Raw genomic sequence first — 18,990 nt, 5'->3', positions numbered from 1 at the left:
TCATGCCCGAACCTCGCGGAGGAAGAGCACACCGTCGGTCTCCGACAGGCGCACCGGTTCCAGCGGGAAGTAGGCCCCGCGCTCGTCGCGGTCCTGCCGCGCGGTCGCGTCGCCGAGGCGCCGCACGAGTTCGGCGCCGGCGTACAGGCCGGCCGGGGCGCCCTGGGTGCGGTACAGCTCGCCCTCGACGGTGCCCGGTTCCGGCACTGCCAGGCCGTGCGCCGGGGCACCGCCGATCGCCGTGGCCACGAACCGGTACGCGTCGCCGAGCCGGGCCGCCGCCTGTGCCCCCGCGCTGAACCAGCGCACCGGGTGCGGGCCCATCCGCATCTCACTCGCGCCGCGCTGCAGGTGCAGGTTGTGCGAGAGCACGACGGTGCCTCCCCGCGCGGCCTCCCGGTCCGCGATCGCCAGCAGGTTGTGCCCCATCATCACGTCGCGCTGCGCACTGAGCCGGCCGAACCGGTCGGGCGTGTCCGTCGCCATGATCGCGTGGTAGCGCAGCAGTCCGACGGCGGTGCGGGCGTCGGACTGCAGCCGCCACGCCTCGTCCTCCGCGAGGGCCGGCGCGCACGCATCGAGAACGGCGCACAAGTCGTCGGTCAGCAGACGCAGCTTCTCAGCGCCGACGGTGCGCCCCACGCCCCGGTCCGCCTCGTACATCGCCCGCTCGTCGGTCCAGCGGGAGTCCTCACCGAGCAGGTCGACGAGATCCGCCTCCCCGACGATGTTCTCGGCGTGGTCGGCGAGCGCGGCCCTCAGCGGCAGCAGGTGCTCCCGCGGGCTCGGGGCCGCCGCCATCTCCATCGGGCCGTCGAAGCCGTAGAACCGCACGGGGGTGTCCAGTGTCCGGTTGATCTCGCGGAGGCGGTCGAGCAGTTCCCGGGTCGCCGCGAGCCGGTGGACGTACGGGTGCGTGAATCCGTCGTCGAGCACCGTGTCCGGATCGAGGTCGGCGCCCACCAGGTAGTCGTTCACCAGCGGCGCCCGGTGGAAGTCGGACTCCACCGCGATCGACCGGAAGCCGCCGCGCAGCACCAGATCGACGACGACGGCGTTGCGGGCACGCGCGATCTCCTCCGAGCCGTGCATCGGCTCGCCGAGGCCGAGGAGGCGGACCGGAGTGGGCAGGGCATCGAGGAGGGCGACGAGGTCTACGGGGTGCTGATCCATTCCTTTCACGATATCGTTGAAAGCTCTATTGAAACTTTTCACCGATTGAGCTGGGAGAGGTGCCGTGAACCCTCAATCAGTTCTTCGCCCCGTCGACCTCGCGCGCCCGCACGGGCTCTCCGCTCAGGCGGTCCGCAACTACGAGGACCAGGGGATCCTGCCGCCCGCGGAGCGGACCCCGTCGGGCTACCGGGCGTACACGCCGACGCACCGTCTGGCCCTGGGCGCGTTCTTGGCCCTGATCCCCGGATGTGGGCATGCGCGGGCCGGGTCGGTCCTGCGCGCGGTGCACCGCGGCGACCTCGAGGCCGCCTTCACGCTGCTCGACGAGGCGCACGGCGAACTGGCCGGCGACCGCGACACCCTCCGGCGGGTGCGCGCCGCGCTCGACGGCCTGCACGATCCCGACGACGATCCGGGTTCCGCGCTGTTCGTCGGCGACGTGGCGCGGCTGCTCGGCGTGGTCCCCGCGACCCTGCGCGCGTGGGAGCGAGCGGGCATCGTCGAACCGCGGCGGGATCGGGGGACGGGCTACCGCATCTACTCCCCCGCCGACGTCCGCGACGCGCGGATGGCGGAGCAGCTCCGCCGCGGCGGCTTCGGCCTCGCGCGCATCGCCGAGCTCACCGAGCAGGTGCGTTCCGCGGGCGGCGTGGGGCCCTTGCGCGAGACTCTGGACGGCTGGCAGGCGTCCCTGACCCGACGGGGCCACGCCCTCGTCTCCGGTGCCGCGGCGCTGGATTCGCTGCTGCCCTCGTGACATCCGCCGATGTCGAGGCGGCGATCGACCGCGTAAACGCGACCGGAATCCTGCTGAACCCCCGGAGCTCAGCCCTCCGCGATCGCCCGCAGCGCGGCGAGGTGGGACTGGAAAGCGGTGCGGCCCTGTGCCGTCAGCGACAGCCAGGTGCGGGGACGCTTGCCCACGTAGCCCTTCTTGATCTTCACGTAGCCGGCGGCTTCGAGCTGCGCGGCCTGCTTGGAGAGCACCGAGTCCGAGAGCTCGACGGCGTCGCGGACGGCCGCGAACTCGGCGTTCTCGACCTTCGCGAGCGCCGCGACGATGGAGAACCGCACCGGGGCGTGGATCACCTCGTCGAGGCGGTGCCGGGCGTGGCCGCCCTCCGTCGCAGTCACCGCAGCGCCAGCCGCGAGATCGAGTGTGCCGCAAGCAGGGCGGGGATCATCGTCACGAGTGCTGCGAGCACCGTCCACATCCACGGCACCGCATCGTCGACCCGGACGGACTGGGCGACGACGTAGCCGGCGTAGAGCAGCATCGTGAGCCCGAGCCCGAGGTTGTACCGGAGGGTGAAGCCTCGAGGAGACGCCGCCGCGCGCCGCATCGCGAGAACCGCGACGGTGATCGCCACCACGTAGACGGCCATGACCACGCCGAAACCGCCGAACCGGATCCAGCCGGGCGCATCGAGATTCCCGACGGTGAGCCGCAGCGCCAGGACCAGCGCCGCCACCGCCAGGCCGATCGCGATGAGGCCGCGCTCGAGGCGCGTACGGTCGGCGGACGTCGCGACGGAGGCGCCCGCCGCGTGGGCGAGCGCACGGCGCGCCTCGTCGGGCGTCGGGTTCGAGAACTGCTCGGTCATGACGGATCCCCTTCCACGGTCGATGACGCAACCTTAGAAAGTACTTTCCGAATCGTCAAGTAGTTTCGGTCACGTTCCCAGCGAGTCGACGGGCGGGCGATCCTCCAGGTACAGATCCGTCGTGACCTCGGTGAAGGCGTCGTCGGGCCCGGGATCGACCAGGTACTGCGTGATGCCCGCACCCGAGTCCTCGATGCCGCAGCGCCGCAACGCGGTGCCCATGATCTGGCGGCTCATCACGCCCAGGTCGCGCAGGTCGCGGTTGCGGTGCTTGCGGACCGAGAGGTTCACCTGTGCGATCCCGGCGAGCCCGTAGCGCTCCTCCGCGTCGAGCAGCAGTCCGATCTCCACGCCGTACCCGGGCGCGAAGGGCACCGAAGCGAGGAACGCACGGGTGCCCGCGTACTCGCCGCCGAGCGGCTGCAGCACGGCGCGCAGCGGCGGCCGGAGCGCGGCCAGCAGGGGCCGCGCGACCAGCTCGGTGACGCGGCCCCCGCCGGTCGGATCCTCGCCCTGTTTGAACACGCGCAGCGGCCGCCGGTAGTAGGCCTTGACGAGGTGCACCTCGGGATGGAACAGCATGGGCCCCAACAGGCGCGGCACGTACCGCGGATCCGGCTCGATGAGGTCGGAGTCGATGAAGGCGATCAGGTCGCCCGACGATGCGGCGACCCCGCGCCACAGCGCCTCGCCCTTGCCGGGCACCGGCGGCAGCCCGGGAACCGCCTCCTCCCGGCTGATCACCGTCGCCCCCGCGGCGCGAGCCCGCTCCGCCGTGGCGTCGGTCGACCCGGAGTCCAGCACGATCAGCTCGTCCACCAGGGTGCCCACCAGGGGCGCGATCGTCGCCACCACGCCGCCGACGGTGGCCTCCTCATTGAGAGCGGGCAGCACCACGGACACCGTCCGGCCCCGCTTGGCGGCCACCAGCTCCTCGACGGTCCACGCCGGTTCGGCGAAGAACCGCTCGCTCGAATGCGCCTGCGGCGCCTCGCCGCTCACGCCAGCCCTCGGACCACGCGAGCGGGCGGACGGGCGCCGTCGATGGACGCCACCATCTGGACCACGCGCAGTGTCTCGGCCACCTGGTGCACGCGGAACATCCGCGCCCCCGCGTGCGCGGCGAGGGCCGTGGCCGCCAGGGTCCCGGCGACCCGCTCCTCCAGCCCCGCGTCGAGCGTCTCGCCGATGAAATCCTTGTTGGACAGGGCCATCAGCACCGGCCACCCGGTGTCCACGAGCACGTCCAGGTCGCGCAGCAGCGCGAGGCCGTGGTGGGTGTTCTTGCCGAAGTCGTGGGTCGGGTCGATGACGATGCCATCCTCGCGGACGCCGGCCGCGAACGCCGCCTCCGCAGCAGCGGTGAGCTTCTCGCGCACGTCCGCCACCACGTCGGGGTACCGCACGCGGTAGGGACGAGACCGGGGCACGGCGCCGCCCGTGTGGGAACACACCAGGCCCGCACCGGTGGCGGCGGCGACGCGCGGCAGGTCCGGGTCGGCGCCCGCCCACGTGTCGTTGATGAGATCGGCACCCGCGTCCACCGCGGCCTCCGCGACGGAGGCGCGCCAGGTGTCCACACTGATCAGCAGGTCGGGATGCCGGTCACGCACCTGCGCGATGAAGGGCACAGTGCGGGCGATCTCCTCGGTGGCGTCCACGGTCTGGCCGGGGCCGGCCTTCACGCCCCCCACGTCCACGACGTCGGCGCCCTCGGCGACCGCCGTGGCGACCCTCTCCAGCGCGGCGTCGACGGCGAAGTAGCTGCCGCGGTCGTAGAACGAGTCCGGCGTGCGGTTGATGATCGCCATCACCAAGGCCCGGTCCGTCGGGACCGGGCGGCCGCACAGGGTGGGGCGCACCGGCGGGCGGGAGGCCGGAGGCCGACCCGGGGGTGTCTCGGGATTCGCGCCGGGGGCGGTCATCCTAGGAACGCAGGTCCGGGACCTTGGCGGCCGCGACGTCCGCCGCGTATCCGTCGTAGGCCGGGACGTAGCCGTCCGCGCCGCCGACGAAGACGTAGAGCGGGTCGGCGCCCGTGTCCGCGAAGCCCTGCTTGCGCAGCTCGCCCTTGAGGCTCTTGAACGTGGAGGTGACCTCGAGGCTGGGCACGACCCGCGCGTACAGCGGGATCGCGTACGCGGGCAGCTCGTTCCGCAGCACCGTGGCGAGGGCGGCACCGTCGAACTCCCGGCCCTCGGAAAGCTTCACAGCGGCCATGCCGGCCTTGCCGTCCGCGCCGGGGATCGCGACGCCGTACACGATCGAGCCCTCCACCTGGTCCGCCTCGTCGAGCGCTCCCTCGACCTCGGTGGTGGCCACGTTCTCGCCCTTCCAGCGGAAGGTGTCGCCGAGCCGGTCGACGAAGGCGATGTGGTCGAAGCCCTGCTTGGTGACGACGTCACCGGTGTTGAACCAGACGTCGCCGTCCTTGAAGCCGTCGCGGATCAGCTTGGCGTCGCCCGCCCTACCGTCCGTGTAGCCGTCGAAGGGCGCGGCCTTCGTGATCTTGGTGAGCAGCAGGCCGTTCTGCCCGCGCTTGACCTGCTTCATCCGTCCGCGCGAGTCACGCAGGGGCCCAGCGGTGTCCAGGTCGTACTCGACGACCGCGTGCGGCAGGGGGCACAGCCCGACGGTGCCCTCGATGTCGAAGACGTTGACGAAGGCGATGTTCGTCTCGCTGGCCGCGTAGAACTCCATGATCCGGTCGATCCCGAAGCGCTCCTGGAACTCCCGCCAGATCTCCGGCCGCATGCCGTTGCCCGCCGCCACGCGGATCGTGTTGGACCTGTCACTCGGCCTGGGCGGCTGATTGAGCAGGTACCGGCAGATCTCGCCGATGTAGATGAACATCGTGGCCGAGTTCTCGTTCGCCTCGTCCCAGAACTTCGACGCCGAGAACTTGCGACCCACGGCCAGCGTGGCGCCGGAGACCAGCACGGAGCCGAGCGCCACCAGCGCAGCGTTGTTGTGGTACAGCGGAAGCGGGCAGTACATGACGTCGTCGCCGCGCATCCGGACGGCCGTCGCACCGAACCCGGACATGCCCTTGAGCCACCGGTAATGCGTCATGATCGACGCCTTCGGCATGCCCGTCGTGCCCGAGGTGAACACGTAGAAGGCCCGGGTGCTCGACGGCAGCGCGGCGGTCACCGGGAGGTTGTCGGTGGCGCGGGGGTCCTGCGCCCGCACCTCGCGGGCCTGCGCCGCCAGCTCGTCGATCGTGAGCAGCACCCCGTCGGCGGGGCGGTCCGCGGCGTCGAGCGAGTCGAAGGCCTCGAGATCCTCCTCGTCCGTGACGATGGTGCCGGTCTCGAGGATGCCGAGACTGTGTGCGAGGACGGCACCGCGCTGGTTGTAGTTCACCAGGCCCGCAGTGGCGCCCACCTTGACGATCGCCAGCATCACCAGGACCATCTGCGGGTGGTTGTGCATGACGACGCCGACCACGTCGCCCACCTTCACGCCGCGCTGGAGCAGCACGCGCGCGTAGGTGTTGACGGTGGCGTTGGCCTCGCCGTAACTGATGCCCTCGCCGTGGAAGCGGAGGAAGTCGCGCGACGGGTGCTGCGCGGCCCGCTTCTGGAACACCGTGCCGATCGTCTCCTTGCTGTTCTGCGTGCGCAGCAGGATCGACGGGCCCTCCTTGATCAGGAGGGGCAGGTCGGGCAGCAGCTTGCCGACGCCCCTGGCCAGGTCCGCGATGCCGACGGTGGTGTTCTTATGCGTAGAGCTCACAGCGGCGAGCCTACCGTGGGGCCGCCGTACCACGGCACGCGTCGAGGGCGGCCGTGACGTCGGTCGCCCGCTGCAGCCGGCCGAGAGCCGCGTCACCGACGAACCCCCGCGCCTTGAGGCCGACGATCCAGTCCAGCAGCGGCGCGTAGAAGCCGTCGTGGTCCAGCACCACCACCGGCTTGTCGTGCATGGACAGGTAGCCCGCGGTCCACGCCTCGAAGAACTCCTCGAGGGTGCCCACGCCGCCCGGGAGCACCAGGAAGGCCTCGGCGTTGTCGTCCATGAGCTGCTTGCGCTCGCGCATGGTGTCCACCACGAGGAGCTCGTCGGCGCCGTGGTCCGCGACCTCGCGGTCGACCAGTGCCCGCGGGATCACGCCCAGGGTGTGGGCACCGCCGTCACGAGCGGCCTGCGCGACCGCACCCATCATGGAGACGTGGCCGCCGCCCCAGACGAGGGTGTCGCCGCCCGCCGCGATGCCCCTGCCCACCTCGGTGGCGAGAGCGATGTACTCCTCGGGCACGGGCCGAGACGCGCAGAACACCGCGATCGCCGTCACGACGGGTCCACCGCGCTCGGATCGATCTCGCGAGCGGCATCGGCGTCCGCGATGATCTTGATCGCGTCGTCCACCGAGTCGGTGACCGTGATCAGGTCGGCGTCGCCGGGCGAGACCATTCCCTGTTCGGTGAGCGTGCCGCGGATCCAATCCACCAGCCCGCCCCAGTACGCGGAGCCGAGCAGCACGATCGGGAAGCGGGTCACCTTGCGCGTCTGCACCAGCGTCAGCGCCTCGAACAGCTCGTCGAGCGTGCCGAAACCGCCGGGTAGGCAGACGAAGGCCTGCGCGTACTTGACGAACATCGTCTTGCGCACGAAGAAGTAGCGGAAGTTGATGCCGAGATCGACCCAGTCGTTGAGGCCCTGCTCGAAGGGCAACTCGATCCCGAGGCCCACCGACAGCCCGTCGGCGTCCTTCGCGCCGCGGTTCGCGGCCTCCATCGCGCCCGGGCCACCGCCCGTGATCACCGCGTAGCCCGCACGCACGAGGCCCGCACCGAGCTCGCGCCCGGTGGCGTACTCGGGCGAATCCTCTTTGATCCGAGCGGAACCGAACACGGTGACCGCCGGCGGCAGCTCGGCGAGGGCACCGAAGCCCTCGACGAACTCCGCCTGGATCCGCATGACGCGCCACGGGTCGCGGTGCAGCCAGTCCGCATCGTCCGCGTTCGCGAGCAGCCGCTGGTCGGTGGTCGACGACTCCCCGGCCGCCGCGCCCTGCACGCGCACGGGCCCGCGGTAGCGCAGGTAGAGATCCTGAGGGTTCTTATCCGCTGCCATGACGCACACGCTATCCGGCGAGGAAGGCCCGCAGCACGGCGGCCACCTCGGTGATCTGCGCCGTCTCGACCTGTTCGTCGCGCTTGTGGGCGTAATTCGGGTCGCCGGGGCCGAAATTCACCGCGGGGATACCCAGGGCCGCGAACCGCGAGACGTCGGTCCACCCGTACTTGGCGCGGAACCGGCCACCGGCGGCCTCCACGAGCTTCGCCGCAGCGGGCGCCCCCAGGCCCGGGAGCGCGCCGGGCGCCGCGTCGGTCACCTCGAAGGCGAGGGCACCGTCGGCCAGCGGGCCGGCGAGGACCTCGCGGACGTGCGCGACCGCATCGTCGACGGTGCGGTCCGGCGCGAACCGGAAGTTGACGTCCATGAAGGCCTCGTCGGGCACCACGTTCCCGGCCACGCCGCCCTCGATCTTGACCGCGGAGAGGCCCTCGCGGTACTCGCAGCCGTCGATGTCGACGGTGCGCGCCTCGTACGCCTGGAGCGCGGTCAGCACCGGGCCGAGCTTGTGGATCGCGTTGTCGCCCAGCCACGACCGGGCGCTGTGCGCGCGCACGCCGCTCGCGGTGATCCGCACGCGGATCGTCCCCTGGCAGCCCGCCTCGATGAGCCCGCCGGAGGGCTCCCCGAGGATCGCGACGTCGGCGGCCAGCCAGTCCGGGAGCTCGCGCTCGATCCGGCCGAGTCCGTTGAACTGCGAGGCGATCTCCTCGCACTCGTAGAAGATGAGGGTCAGGTCGTAGGCGGGCTCGGCCATCGTGGCGGCCAGGTGCAGGAAGACCGCGTCGCCGCTCTTCATGTCGACGGTGCCGCACCCGTGCAGGATCCCGCCCTCGCGGCGGCTGGGCACGTTGTCGGCGATCGGCACCGTGTCGACGTGGCCGGCGAGCATCACGCGTTGCGGCAGTCCACGATTCGTCCGCGCGAGCACGTTGTTGCCCACCCGGAGCACCTCGAACCGGCCGAGGTCGCGCAGCGCCGCCTCCACCTCGTTCGCGATGCGCTCCTCGTCGTGGCTCACGCTGGGGATGTCCACCAGCGCGGCGGTGAGGTCGATCGGGTCCGATGCGATGTCCAGAGTCACACCCCCAGGCTATCGGCACGTCGGGCGCCCGCGCGGCACACTGGACGCGTGCCCGAACTCCTCGCGAAGCGTTCGTTCCCCGCGGTGACGGTGCTCGTCGTGGTCGTGTGCGCGACGATCGTGGCGGCCCGACCGCTCGCGGCGGGGATCGACGCCCGCCCCGAACTGCGCACAGCGGCGACGGTGTTCGTCGGGATCTTCGTCCAGGCCACGCCGTTCCTCGTCCTCGGCGTGCTGGTGAGCGGCGCCATCACCGGTTTCGTCTCGGCCGACGCCCTGCGGCGGGTGCTGCCGCGGCGACGCGCCGCAGCCGTCGTGGTCGCCGGGGTCTCGAGCGCGGCGCTGCCCGGGTGCGAGTGCTCCGCGGTCCCGGTCGCGGGGCGGCTGCGCGACCGCGGAGTGCCCGACGGGGTCGCCCTCACCTTCCTGCTCGCCGCCCCGGCCGTGAACCCCGTGGTGATCATCGCCACGGCGGTCGCCTTCCCGCAGGCGCCGATCATGGCCGCCGCGCGGCTCGCCGGATCGCTGACGACCGCGCTGATCGTGGGCTGGTTCTGGCTCCTGGTCGGCAGGCCGGAGTGGATCCGGCGGCCCCCGGACGCCGCGTTGGCCGGGGCGCTTCCTGCGGGCGTGCGCGGGAAACTGGCCCTCGCGGGCGAGACGGCCCGGCACGACCTCGTGGAGTCGGCCGCCTACCTCGCGGCGGGTGCGGCGCTCGCGGCGGCGCTGCACGTGCTGGTGCCCGCGTCGTGGATCGACCACCTCTCCGGGAACATGGTGCTCACGATCGGGGTCATGGCGGCTCTGGCCGTGATCATGGCGCTGTGCAGCGAGGCCGACGCCTTCGTCGCGGCGTCGCTCAACGCGCTGCCGCTGCTCCCGCGCCTGGTCTTCCTCGTCGTCGGGCCCGCCGTCGATCTGAAGCTCATGGCGATGCAGACCGGCGTCTTCGGCCGGCGGTTCGTCGCCCGGTTCGCGCCCCTGTGTCTCGTCGTCGCCGTCGGGTGCGGCACCGCAGCGGGCGCGCTGTTCGTCGGGTGGCGGTGAGATGAACCGACCCGCCCGGAACCTGCTCCTGCTGCTGTTCGGCAGCGCCGTCGCGATCGCTACCGCGACCGGTACCTATCTCAACTACGTGCGACCGGTGATGTTCTGGTTCCTGGCGGCCTCGGCCGTGGTGATCGTGGTCCTCGCCGTCAGCGGGATGGCGGCCGACATCGGCGAGGCGCGTGCGGACGAGGACTTCGAGGACGACATCGGGTTCGCCGGCACGCTCACGCCCGTCGCGCACCGTCCCCACGACGACGCTCACGGGCACGCGCACGGTTCCGGCCGCGTCGGATGGGTCCTGCTCGTGCCGGTACTGCTCCTGCTGTTCTGCGCGCCGCCGGCCCTCGATCCCGGGGCCGCGCAGCGCACCGTCGTCGTGGCTGCGACGACCGACGAGTCCGGGCGCGCCTATCCACCGCTGCCTCCGGGAGTCGCCCCTCACATCGCTCTCAACGACTTCCAGAACCGCGCCGTGTCGGACACGGCGGGAACCCTCGACCGGGACGTGTCGATGACGGCCTACGTCACCCACATCGACGGGCGCCCCTTCCTCGCGCGGGTCATGATCTGGTGCTGCGTCGCGGACGCGCGTCCGATCGACATCGAGGTCGCAGGAACCCCTGCGCTGCCGCCGGACGGCGGTTGGGTGACGGCGGTGGTCCGGCTCGTTCCCGGAACCGCGACCCGTGCCCGCCACTACCGGCCGATCGTGCGTCTAGTGAGCGACCACCCGGTGCCGCAACCGAGCCCGCCCTACGACTCCTAGTCGAGTACCGTCCAGAATCACTCGTTCGGGCTGTCGCGGAGCGCGGCCGCCACCACCCGGTCGAGCGCCACGCCGACGTCGTCGAGCGTCGCCGTCGAGCGTGTGGCCCGGCACACGACCACCGCCCCTTCCACGGAGGTGACGATGAGTGCGGCGAGGGTGCGGGCCTCGGTCGCCGCCACACCCGCGTCGGCCAGAGCGTCGGCGATCCGGCCTGCCCACCCTTCGAACGCCGTCGCCGCCGCGGCGCGCGGAGCGGCCGCATCCGGCGACGCGTCGACGGCCACCGCGACGACCGGACATCCCGCCTCGAAGTCACTGTCCACCAGGATCATCCGCCACGTATCCACGAACGCGGCCAGCCCTCGCACCGGCCCCTCCGCAAGGCTGTCCGTGAGCATCTGCACCGTGATCCGGTCGGCGAGGCGCACCGCCTCCGCGGCGAGTTCCGCCTTGCCCTCGGGGAAGTAGTGGTAGGTCGAGCCGAGCGGTGCACCCGATCGCTTCGCCACCTCCCGCACCGAGGCCGCGGCGAACCCGCGACGGCGGAGCATGTCCGCAGCGCCGATGACGAGCTTGGCACGCGCATCCGATCCTGAGCGGGGCATCGTCGACCTCCTGATCTCGTCACGGGTTGTTATTACGCTTGTCATAGCGTAGCGTCCGACCCGTTCTATAACGACTGTCATAGGAAGATGCGATGAGCAACGACACAGACGATGACGGCCTCGCGAGGGTCCGCGCGCTCGCGATCGACTACGTCACCCGGATCACCGCGTCCCCGCTCCAGTTCGGCGTCTTCCTCCTCGCGGCCTGGCTCACGTCGAACGGCCCCGGCGCCTACCTCCTGTGCCCACAGATGCTGTTCTCCCCGCTGCAGACCTGCACCGTCACGGTGTTCGGATTCATCCCGGTCACGGTCAATGCGGTCCACGCGCTGATGCACCTCATCAGCGGGGCCGTCGGGCTGATCCTGGTGATGGACGCGACTCATGCACGTCTCTACGCGATCTTCGGCGGTCTCTACTACGCGTTCTGGGGAGTCTCGATGCTCCCGGTCGGTGACGAGGTTCGGGACGCGCTCGGCGTCGACGTCTTCGGCAGCTGGGTGCACGTGATCGAGGGCGCACTCCTGCTGGCACTGTTCCTGTTCACTCGGCGGAACCGGCCGACGGTACCCTTGTCGACGTGACGAATCGTGGAGCGAAGGCGTACGGACTGGCCACCCTCACCGACGACGGGACGGTGCTCGACACCTGGTACCCCGCGCCGGCGCTGACGGACGGTGGCGGCACCGTCGGGTCGGTCCAGGACCCGGCCGGCGTGCCCGCCGAGCTGACCGCCCTCGCGGGCCCGGACGCGGACCGCAAGGTGCGCACCGTCGTCGTGGAGACCACGATCGCCGACCTCGCGGCCGCGCCCGTCGACGCGCACGACGTGTACCTGCGCCTGCATCTGCTGAGCCACCGCCTGGTGCAGCCGCACGGCCTGAGCCTGGACGGCCAGTTCGGCCTGCTCGCGAACGTGGTGTGGACCAACTTCGGGCCCTGCTCCCCCGCCGGCTTCGAGGTGGTCCGCGCGGCGCTGCGCAAGCGGGGCACCGTCACCGTGCTCTCCCTGGACAAGTTCCCGCGCATGGTCGACTACGTGCTGCCCACCGGCGTCCGGATCGGCGACGCGGACCGCGTGCGCCTGGGCGCGCACCTCGCCGAGGGCACCACCGTGATGCACGAGGGTTTCGTGAACTTCAACGCCGGCACGCTCGGCACCGCGATGGTCGAGGGCCGCATCTCCGCGGGCGTCGTCATCGGCGACCACTCGGACGTGGGCGGCGGCGCGTCGACCATGGGCACCCTGTCGGGCGGCGGCAAAGAGATCATCGCGCTCGGCGAGCGGTGCCTGCTGGGCGCGAACTCGGGGCTGGGCATCCCGCTCGGCGACGACTGCGTGCTCGAGGCTGGCCTCTACCTGACCGCCGGCACCAAGGTCACCGGCCCCGACGGCACCCAGGTCAAGGCCCGCGAGCTGGCCGGCCGGAGCAACCTGCTGTTCCGCCGCAATTCCGTGACCGGCGCCGTCGAGGTCGTGCCGTGGAAGAGCGAGGGCGTGGAACTCAACGCCGCCCTGCACAAGAACTGACGCTCGACAGCGAGAGCGGCGGCCGACGCTCGTCGGCCGCCGTTCTTCGCCCGTCCTCAGTGAATACTATTTCACGGAGACGCGCGCCGGGGCAGGCGCTCCGCAGCCCAGTCGCGACAGCATGGTGTCGAGGACACCGAGCGTGGCGCGATCGTCGACCGTGACGAGCACGCCGGGCACCGCGCGGGGCGAGCCCGCGCCGCCGCAGTCCGAATCCTTCGAGACCAGGCGCGATTCTACGACCCACAGCCCCACGCCGCACAGCACGACGGCGAGGCACAGCGCCGACACCACGGTGAACCGTATTCGCGTGAATCTCATCTTCACCTCCCGACCACAACCGAACCTCGATATGCTTTGCGATAGCGTATCACGCAATCGCAGAACGTGCAGAAGAGGCGAGAACGGCGCGGTGACCACGCCGCCGTCGTTATCCTGAGCAGGTGCGCCCGGAGATCGAACTGTCGTGGCGCAGGTCCCGGATGTCAGGACTCGCGCCGGCGAACACCGCCGTCCCGGTCGACGAACAGGCCGTCGACCGCAGGTCCGCACTGCTCCGCGCGGCGGCACCGGTCCTCACCGACCTGACAGAGCGGATCGGCGACGCCCCGTACGGCGTGATCCTCTCCGACCGCGACTCGCGCGTGGTGGACATCCAGGCGCGCGCACGGCCCCTGCACCGCGAGTTCGACGGGCTCGGAGCCGTTTTCGGTGGGGTGTTCCTCGAGGAGACGACCGGGACCAATTCGATCGCCACCGCGCACGAACTGCGTAGCGGGGTCGCGGTGCGCGGGGAGGAGCACTACCTCGACCGGTTCAAGCACCTGAGCTGCTACGGCCACCCGATCTTCCACCCGATCACCCGCAGGCTGCTCGGCGTCGTCGACATCACCTGCCGGACCGCCGACGACTCCCCGTTGCTCGCCGCCCTGGTGCAGCGCGCGGTCCGCGACATCGAGGAGCGCGCCCTGGCCGACTCGCCGCGCAGCCGTCGGCGGGTGTTCGAGGCCTTCACCCTGGCCACGACGGGGCACGACCGTGCGGTCCTCGCCCTCGCGGGCGACCTGGTGCTGTCGAACTCCGCCGCGGCCGACCTCGTGGCGCCAGCGGATCACCACCTCCTCGCGCAGCTGACCGCCGGAGCCGGGCCCGTTCGCCTCACCCTGCAGTCGGGGTCGGAGGTGTCCGTCCTGGCGCGCCGCGTCGGCGATGGCGCAGATGGCACCGTCTACGAGTTCCGGCGGATCGACGTGCCGTCCCGTGCTGCGGGGACCGCCGGGACCGGACCGGTGTACATCGGCGGCGGACCCGGCACGGGCCGGACCACGGCGGCCCGGACGGCACTGTCCGCGCCGGTCACCGAGTTCGACGGTGCCGCCGCCGCGGCCGACCCGCAGGCGTGGCTGCGCGCACTCGCGCTCGCCGACCCCGCCCGGCCGCTCCTCGTCGAGGACATCGACAGACTGCCCACCGACTGCGCGACCCGACTGCTCGGCGTCGTCGACCGGCCCGCCGGACTGGTGCTGACCGGGCCCGTGGCGTCGGTCCTGGAGGGCGCCGCAGCGGCGCTCGCCGCGGCGTGCGAGCGGCACGTGGACCTGCTGCCGCTCGCCGACCGCCGCACGGAGTTCGCCGATCTCGCGACCGGCATGCTCCGCCGACTGCCCGGCGGGGACCGGGTCCGGCTGACCCCGTCCGCGCTGGCGGCGCTCTCCGCGCAGGACTGGCCGGGCGAGCTGCACGAGTTGCGCTCCGTGCTCAGCTCGACGCTGCGGTCCCGGTCCGCGGGCGATCTGACCGTGAGCGACCTCCCGGAGCGCTACCGAGTGAGCCCGCAGCGGCGCGATCTGGGCCCGCTCGAGCGCGCCGAGCACGACGCCATCGTCGTGGCCCTGCATGCGGCGGGCGGGAACAAGGCGCGAGCCGCCGCCGCGCTCGGCATCAGCCGCACGACGCTCTACTCCCGGTTGCGGAGCCTGCGGATCGGCTGAGCCGCGGGCCACGGAACCGCGGGCCGCCGCGACGAGAAGTGTCCAACTTTTGAACAGTCCGTCCCGCCCGGCGGTTCCTACCGTGATGGTCATCACGTCCGATGAAGGGATCGCCATGACCACCAGCACCGCCACCACCGCCTACGACCGCCTGTACGTGGGCGGCGAGTGGATCATTCCCAGCACCGCGCGCACCATCGTGCCGATCAACGCGAGCACCGAGGAGCCACTGGGCTCCGTCCCCGAGGCCGCGGAGGCCGACGTCGACCGGGCCGTGGCCGCGGCACGGGCCGCCTTCGCCGCACCGGACGGCTGGGCCACTTGGGAGCCCGACCGTCGTGCCGCCGCGATGGAGCGCTTCGCCGACGAGATCGAGGCCCGCTCCGCGGAGTTCGCGTCCCGGGTGAGCCTGCAGAACGGCATGCCGATCGCCGTCGCCACCCAGCTCGAGGGCGCCTACCCGGCGCTCCTGCTGCGCTACTACGCCGGCCTGATCCGGCAGCCGGCGGCACAGGACCTGCGCGAGGGCGTGTTCGGCGGGACCGTGGAGGTACGCCGCTCCCCGATCGGCGTCGTCGCCGCGATCGTGCCGTGGAACTTCCCGCAGGCGCTCGCGATGTTCAAGCTCGCCCCCGCCCTCGCCGCGGGCTGCACGATGGTGATGAAGCCCTCGCCGGAGACGGTGCTCGACGCCTTCCTCCTGGCCGAGGCCGCCGTCGCCGCCGGACTGCCCGCTGGCGTACTCAACATCGTGCCCGCCGGCCGGGAGGTCGGTGCGTACCTGGTGTCCCATCCCGGCATCGACAAGGTCGCCTTCACCGGCTCGACCGCCGCCGGCCGATCGATCGCCGAGACCTGCGGCCGCCTGCTGCGTCCCGTCACGCTGGAACTGGGCGGCAAGTCCGCGGCGATCGTGCTCGACGACGCCGACCTCGATCTCGGCACCATCGGCGAGGGCCTGTTCACCTCGACCATGCTCAACAACGGGCAGACCTGCTTCCTCGGCACCCGGGTCCTCGCGCCACGCTCGCGGTACACCGAGGTGGTCGACACCTTCACCGCGTTCGCGCAGTCGCTGCAGGTCGGCGACGCCGCCGACGAGAGCACGCAGATCGGTCCGCTCGCCACCCGCAACCAGCGCGAGCGCGTCGAGGGCTACATCGCGCGGGGCATCGCCGACGGTGCGCGGCTCACCGTCGGGGGCGGGCGCCCCGGACGCGACCGCGGCTGGTTCGTCGAGCCGACCGTCTTCGCGGACTCCGAGAACGTGGCGGTGACCTCGCACGAGGAGATCTTCGGTCCGGTGCTCTCGGTCATCGCCTACGACGACGTGGACGACGCGATCGCGCTCGCCAACTCGTCCGAGTACGGCCTGGGCGGCACCGTCTGGACCTCCGACCCGGACCGTGGCGCGGCGGTCGCCCGGCGGGTGCAGACCGGCACGATCGGCGTGAACCGGTACATCCCCGATCCCGTCGCGCCGTTCGGCGGCGTGAAGTCGAGCGGCATGGGGCGGGAGCTGGGCCCCGAGGGCCTCGCCGCGTACACGAACCTGCAGACGATCTACCGCTGAGACACCCCGTCCGACTCCGCCGCGAGCTCGCCGCCGTACCGCGCGGCGAGCTCGCCGCGCGTCGTCACGCCGAGCTTGGCGAAGATCCGGGTGAGGTGGAACTGCACCGTCTTCGGTGACAGGTAGAGCTGTTCCGCCACTCGCCGATTGGTGCCGCCGGCCACCACGAGGCGGGCGACGTTGAGTTCGTGCGGCGTCAGGACCCCCACATCCGCGTCCGTCGGGTCGCCCGTGGTGCCGCGCTCCCGGTCGATCGTCCGCAGAGCGGCCAACGCGCCCAACGACTCGAAGGCTGAGGCCGCCTCGCCGAGATGGTGCGCGGCGTCGCGGCGATGGCCGCTGCGCCGCAACAGCATCCCCAAGTCCAGGTGCAGGCGAGCCGTCGCCACGGGAAAGGGCTCGGCGTCCTCCAGGCAGGCCCGCAGGGTTCTCGCCGCGGCCTCCGCATCCGGCTGCGCGGCCGCCCGAGCGGCGGCCATCCGGATCCGGGCGGGCGCACTCTGCGGGGCGGGCGCACCGTCGAGCAGGACGACCGCTTCGTCGCTCCGCCCCGCGTCCACGAGCGCACGGGCCGCGACGGAGTGCCACGGCCAGAAGTCCGGCCCCACCGCCCGCGCGGCGGGATCCGCAAGGAGGGGCTGCACCGCCGCGAGCACCGCCCGCGGACCACCGGTCGCCGCTGCGGCCTGCGCCAGCGCGGCCGGGATCCGTTGCGTGAGATAGCCGGTCGGGGCGACACGCGCAGCGGCGGCGTGCCGATCCGCGCCGTCGGAGTCGCGTCGGAGCGCGAGGACCTCCGCCGCGGTCCAGTGCGCGAGTGGGGAGCAGAGCACGATCCCGGTGCCGTCGCCGAGCTCCACCGCCTCGCGAGCACTCTCCAGTGCGGCGTCCCAGTCGCCGATCTCGAACTGCACCCGCGCCAGCCAGCCGAGGGCCCACAGCGAGACCCGGTGAGCGCCCCCGACGGCCTCGCGGGCGGCGGTGAGCGCGGTCCGAGCCCGGTCGAGATCGCCGAGCCCGTACTGGATCCAACCCACGCCGAGCATGAGCCGTTGGGACACGGCCACCGGTAGCCCCGTCTCGGCGAGCCCCGCGTCCACGGCGCGGACAGCGCCGACGAGGTCGCCTGCTGCGGCGGCTCCGAGCCCGCGGAACGCCCTGGATTCGATGGCGGGCGGTGCATTCCCGCCGAGTTCGATCGCCCTGTCCGCCCAGGCGATGAGCGCGGGACCGTCCCAGCGCACCAGCGCGTCCAGGCCCCGCCGGTGCGCGATCCGCGCGGCGGTCAGCGGGCTGAGCCGCGGGTTCACCGCGTTCCAGGCCCGCTCCAGCCGATCCTGCGCCTCCGCCGGCCGTCCCGATTGGATCGCGACGTAGCCCAGCACCGAGTCCCGTTCGGGGCTGGCCGGGAGCGCCTCGATGGCGGGCACCAGCTCGCGGGCAGCATCGAGGTCGCCCGCGCTGACATAGGCGTCGACGGCCGCGATCCGCAGCCCGCGGGCTGTCTCGGTGTCGGCCGCGACGCCCGTGGCGGCGGCGAACGCGGTGGCGGCCGAGGACCATTCGCCGCGGGCCGCCAGGGCCGAGCCGTCGTCCGCCAGGGCCGACGCGAGCGCGGCGTCGGTCCCCAGCGCCGCCGCCGCGCGGTGACGGAGGGCGCGATGCGGATCGACCACGTCGGCCGCCGCGGTGTGCAGGCGTGCCCGATCGGCCCACGAGGAGGCCTCCTCGATCGCGAGGGCGACGATCGGGGCCGGCGGCAGGAGCCGCACCCCGTCCCGGTCGCGGCGGGCGGTCACCAGACCACGGGCCGCGAGCGCGTCGAGTACCTCTGCGGTCACCTCGGCGCCGGCCACGGCGGTGAGATCCGCCGGAACACCGCCGCCGAGGACCGCCGTCGCGAGCGCGATGCTCGCCGCGGGCTCGCCGACCTCGGCCAATGCCGCGGCCACCCGCTGCCGCTCGCCGGCGGGCACCGCGTCCGGAAGGTGCCCGCCGGACCGCGCGGCCTCGTCGAGCGCGGCCAGCGTCGCCGCGATCGCGCCTCCGGTCCGACGATGCAGGCGCGCCGCGGTGGCGCCGGAGAGCTCGAGCCCGAGGCTGCGGGCGAGCACGCCGACCTCGTCCGCGGTGAGGACGTCCAGCGCGAGGTGGACGTCGGCGCCGAGAGCGCGGGCGTCATCCGTCCAGAGGTCGGCGACGGGCCGCTCAGAGGTCGCCCGGGCCAGGACGACCCGGGTCCCGCGCTGCGCCGCGGCGGCGAGCTCGCCGAGATCGGCAGGCGCGAGCCGCTGCGCGTCGGCGACCACGACGGTGCCGGCGGCGAGCGCCTCCCGTACCCGGGCACCGTCGTTCGTTCCGAGCCCGCCGAGCGCCTGCACGATGGGTGCGCCCGGGTGCGCCAGCGTCGCGAGCGCCCGCGCGCCGCGGCCGGACGGGTCGCCGACCACGGCCAACCGGGCTCCGCGGATCCGCCGCACCGACCAGGGGTCCATCGCCCCACGATAGGCGGGCGGCGGGGCCGC

General features: G+C 72.5%; 19 protein-coding genes. 7 read left to right on the top strand and 12 right to left on the bottom strand.

From position 1 onward, the window contains the following. Complete coding sequence (locus tag AXK60_RS24600) at nt 1-1,173, bottom strand: erythromycin esterase family protein (RefSeq protein WP_068575130.1); 1,173 nt, start codon at nt 1,171-1,173, stop codon at nt 1-3. 64 nt (nt 1,174-1,237) lie between these two features. On the opposite strand from AXK60_RS24600, the gene AXK60_RS24595 reads away from it, so the two are divergent. Further along, complete coding sequence (locus AXK60_RS24595) at nt 1,238-1,933, top strand: MerR family transcriptional regulator (protein ID WP_068575129.1); 696 nt, start codon at nt 1,238-1,240, stop codon at nt 1,931-1,933. Nucleotides 1,934-2,001: 68 nt separating this feature from the next. Here AXK60_RS24595 and AXK60_RS24590 read toward each other — a convergent pair whose 3' ends face one another. From AXK60_RS24590 to dapE, 8 genes are all read right to left on the bottom strand, one after another. Next, nucleotides 2,002-2,310, bottom strand: a complete 309-nt coding sequence (locus AXK60_RS24590) for a winged helix-turn-helix domain-containing protein (RefSeq protein ID WP_068575128.1) — start codon at nt 2,308-2,310, stop codon at nt 2,002-2,004. Further along, nucleotides 2,307-2,780, bottom strand: coding sequence for a hypothetical protein (locus tag AXK60_RS24585; protein ID WP_068575127.1), 474 nt, complete (start codon nt 2,778-2,780; stop codon nt 2,307-2,309). Before AXK60_RS24585 ends, AXK60_RS24590 begins: the two co-directional genes overlap by 4 nt. 69 nt (nt 2,781-2,849) lie before the next feature. Next, nucleotides 2,850-3,782 (bottom strand): glucosyl-3-phosphoglycerate synthase, encoded by a 933-nt coding sequence (locus AXK60_RS24580; protein ID WP_068575126.1) that lies wholly within the window; start codon nt 3,780-3,782, stop codon nt 2,850-2,852. Continuing rightward, on the bottom strand, nt 3,779-4,705 hold the full coding sequence (gene folP, locus AXK60_RS24575) for a dihydropteroate synthase (protein ID WP_068575125.1): 927 nt from the start codon (nt 4,703-4,705) through the stop codon (nt 3,779-3,781). The genes AXK60_RS24580 and folP overlap by 4 nt, the downstream gene beginning before the upstream one ends. 1 nt (nt 4,706) lies before the next feature. Continuing rightward, nucleotides 4,707-6,518 (bottom strand): long-chain-acyl-CoA synthetase, encoded by a 1,812-nt coding sequence (locus AXK60_RS24570; RefSeq protein WP_082778234.1) that lies wholly within the window; start codon nt 6,516-6,518, stop codon nt 4,707-4,709. A gap of 10 nt (nt 6,519-6,528) precedes the next feature. Continuing rightward, nucleotides 6,529-7,077 (bottom strand): LOG family protein, encoded by a 549-nt coding sequence (locus tag AXK60_RS24565; protein WP_068575124.1) that lies wholly within the window; start codon nt 7,075-7,077, stop codon nt 6,529-6,531. Next, nucleotides 7,074-7,859, bottom strand: a complete 786-nt coding sequence (locus AXK60_RS24560; protein ID WP_068575123.1) for an LOG family protein — start codon at nt 7,857-7,859, stop codon at nt 7,074-7,076. Before AXK60_RS24560 ends, AXK60_RS24565 begins: the two co-directional genes overlap by 4 nt. 10 nt (nt 7,860-7,869) lie before the next feature. Then, the gene (gene dapE, locus AXK60_RS24555) at nt 7,870-8,946 is read right to left on the bottom strand and encodes a succinyl-diaminopimelate desuccinylase (protein ID WP_068575122.1); all 1,077 of its coding nucleotides are present in this window, start codon (nt 8,944-8,946) and stop codon (nt 7,870-7,872) included. A gap of 48 nt (nt 8,947-8,994) precedes the next feature. Here dapE and AXK60_RS24550 point away from each other — a divergent pair, with 48 nt between their 5' ends. After that, complete coding sequence (locus tag AXK60_RS24550) at nt 8,995-9,993, top strand: permease (protein WP_068575121.1); 999 nt, start codon at nt 8,995-8,997, stop codon at nt 9,991-9,993. A gap of 1 nt (nt 9,994) precedes the next feature. Further along, entirely contained in the window at nt 9,995-10,762 is a 768-nt protein-coding gene (locus AXK60_RS24545; RefSeq protein ID WP_068575120.1) for a TIGR03943 family putative permease subunit, read from the top strand. Between the two features lie 17 nt (nt 10,763-10,779). On the opposite strand, the gene AXK60_RS24540 is transcribed toward AXK60_RS24545, so the two are convergent. Next, a complete protein-coding gene (locus tag AXK60_RS24540; RefSeq protein WP_068575119.1) occupies nt 10,780-11,370 on the bottom strand; it encodes a TetR/AcrR family transcriptional regulator in 591 nt (196 codons plus the stop codon). 92 nt (nt 11,371-11,462) lie between these two features. Between AXK60_RS24540 and AXK60_RS24535 the strand changes: the two genes are divergently transcribed. Further along, the gene (locus tag AXK60_RS24535; RefSeq protein ID WP_068575118.1) at nt 11,463-11,954 is read left to right on the top strand and encodes a DUF4383 domain-containing protein; all 492 of its coding nucleotides are present in this window, start codon (nt 11,463-11,465) and stop codon (nt 11,952-11,954) included. After that, nucleotides 11,951-12,901 carry a 2,3,4,5-tetrahydropyridine-2,6-dicarboxylate N-succinyltransferase gene (dapD, locus tag AXK60_RS24530; RefSeq protein WP_068575117.1) on the top strand — a complete coding sequence of 317 codons (951 nt, stop codon included), beginning with the start codon at nt 11,951-11,953 and terminating at the stop codon, nt 12,899-12,901. The genes AXK60_RS24535 and dapD overlap by 4 nt, the downstream gene beginning before the upstream one ends. A gap of 66 nt (nt 12,902-12,967) precedes the next feature. Here dapD and AXK60_RS24525 read toward each other — a convergent pair whose 3' ends face one another. After that, nucleotides 12,968-13,222 (bottom strand): hypothetical protein, encoded by a 255-nt coding sequence (locus AXK60_RS24525; protein WP_139058121.1) that lies wholly within the window; start codon nt 13,220-13,222, stop codon nt 12,968-12,970. A gap of 122 nt (nt 13,223-13,344) precedes the next feature. On the opposite strand from AXK60_RS24525, the gene AXK60_RS24520 reads away from it, so the two are divergent. Together AXK60_RS24520 and AXK60_RS24515 are read left to right on the top strand one after the other, a co-directional pair. Beyond that, nucleotides 13,345-14,892 (top strand): helix-turn-helix domain-containing protein, encoded by a 1,548-nt coding sequence (locus AXK60_RS24520; RefSeq protein WP_139058120.1) that lies wholly within the window; start codon nt 13,345-13,347, stop codon nt 14,890-14,892. A gap of 115 nt (nt 14,893-15,007) precedes the next feature. After that, nucleotides 15,008-16,465, top strand: a complete 1,458-nt coding sequence (locus AXK60_RS24515; protein WP_068575347.1) for an aldehyde dehydrogenase — start codon at nt 15,008-15,010, stop codon at nt 16,463-16,465. Here the strand turns inward: AXK60_RS24515 and AXK60_RS24510 are convergent. Next, entirely contained in the window at nt 16,456-18,960 is a 2,505-nt protein-coding gene (locus tag AXK60_RS24510; RefSeq protein WP_068575114.1) for a LuxR C-terminal-related transcriptional regulator, read from the bottom strand. The genes AXK60_RS24515 and AXK60_RS24510 overlap by 10 nt on opposite strands. Between the last annotated feature and the right edge of the window lie 30 nt (nt 18,961-18,990).

The sequence above is a fragment of the Tsukamurella pseudospumae genome, from assembly GCF_001575195.1.
Lineage (GTDB): Bacteria > Actinomycetota > Actinomycetes > Mycobacteriales > Mycobacteriaceae > Tsukamurella > Tsukamurella pseudospumae.
Note: the sequence above shows the minus strand (reverse complement) of the source record. Positions and strands in the feature narration are given on the sequence as shown.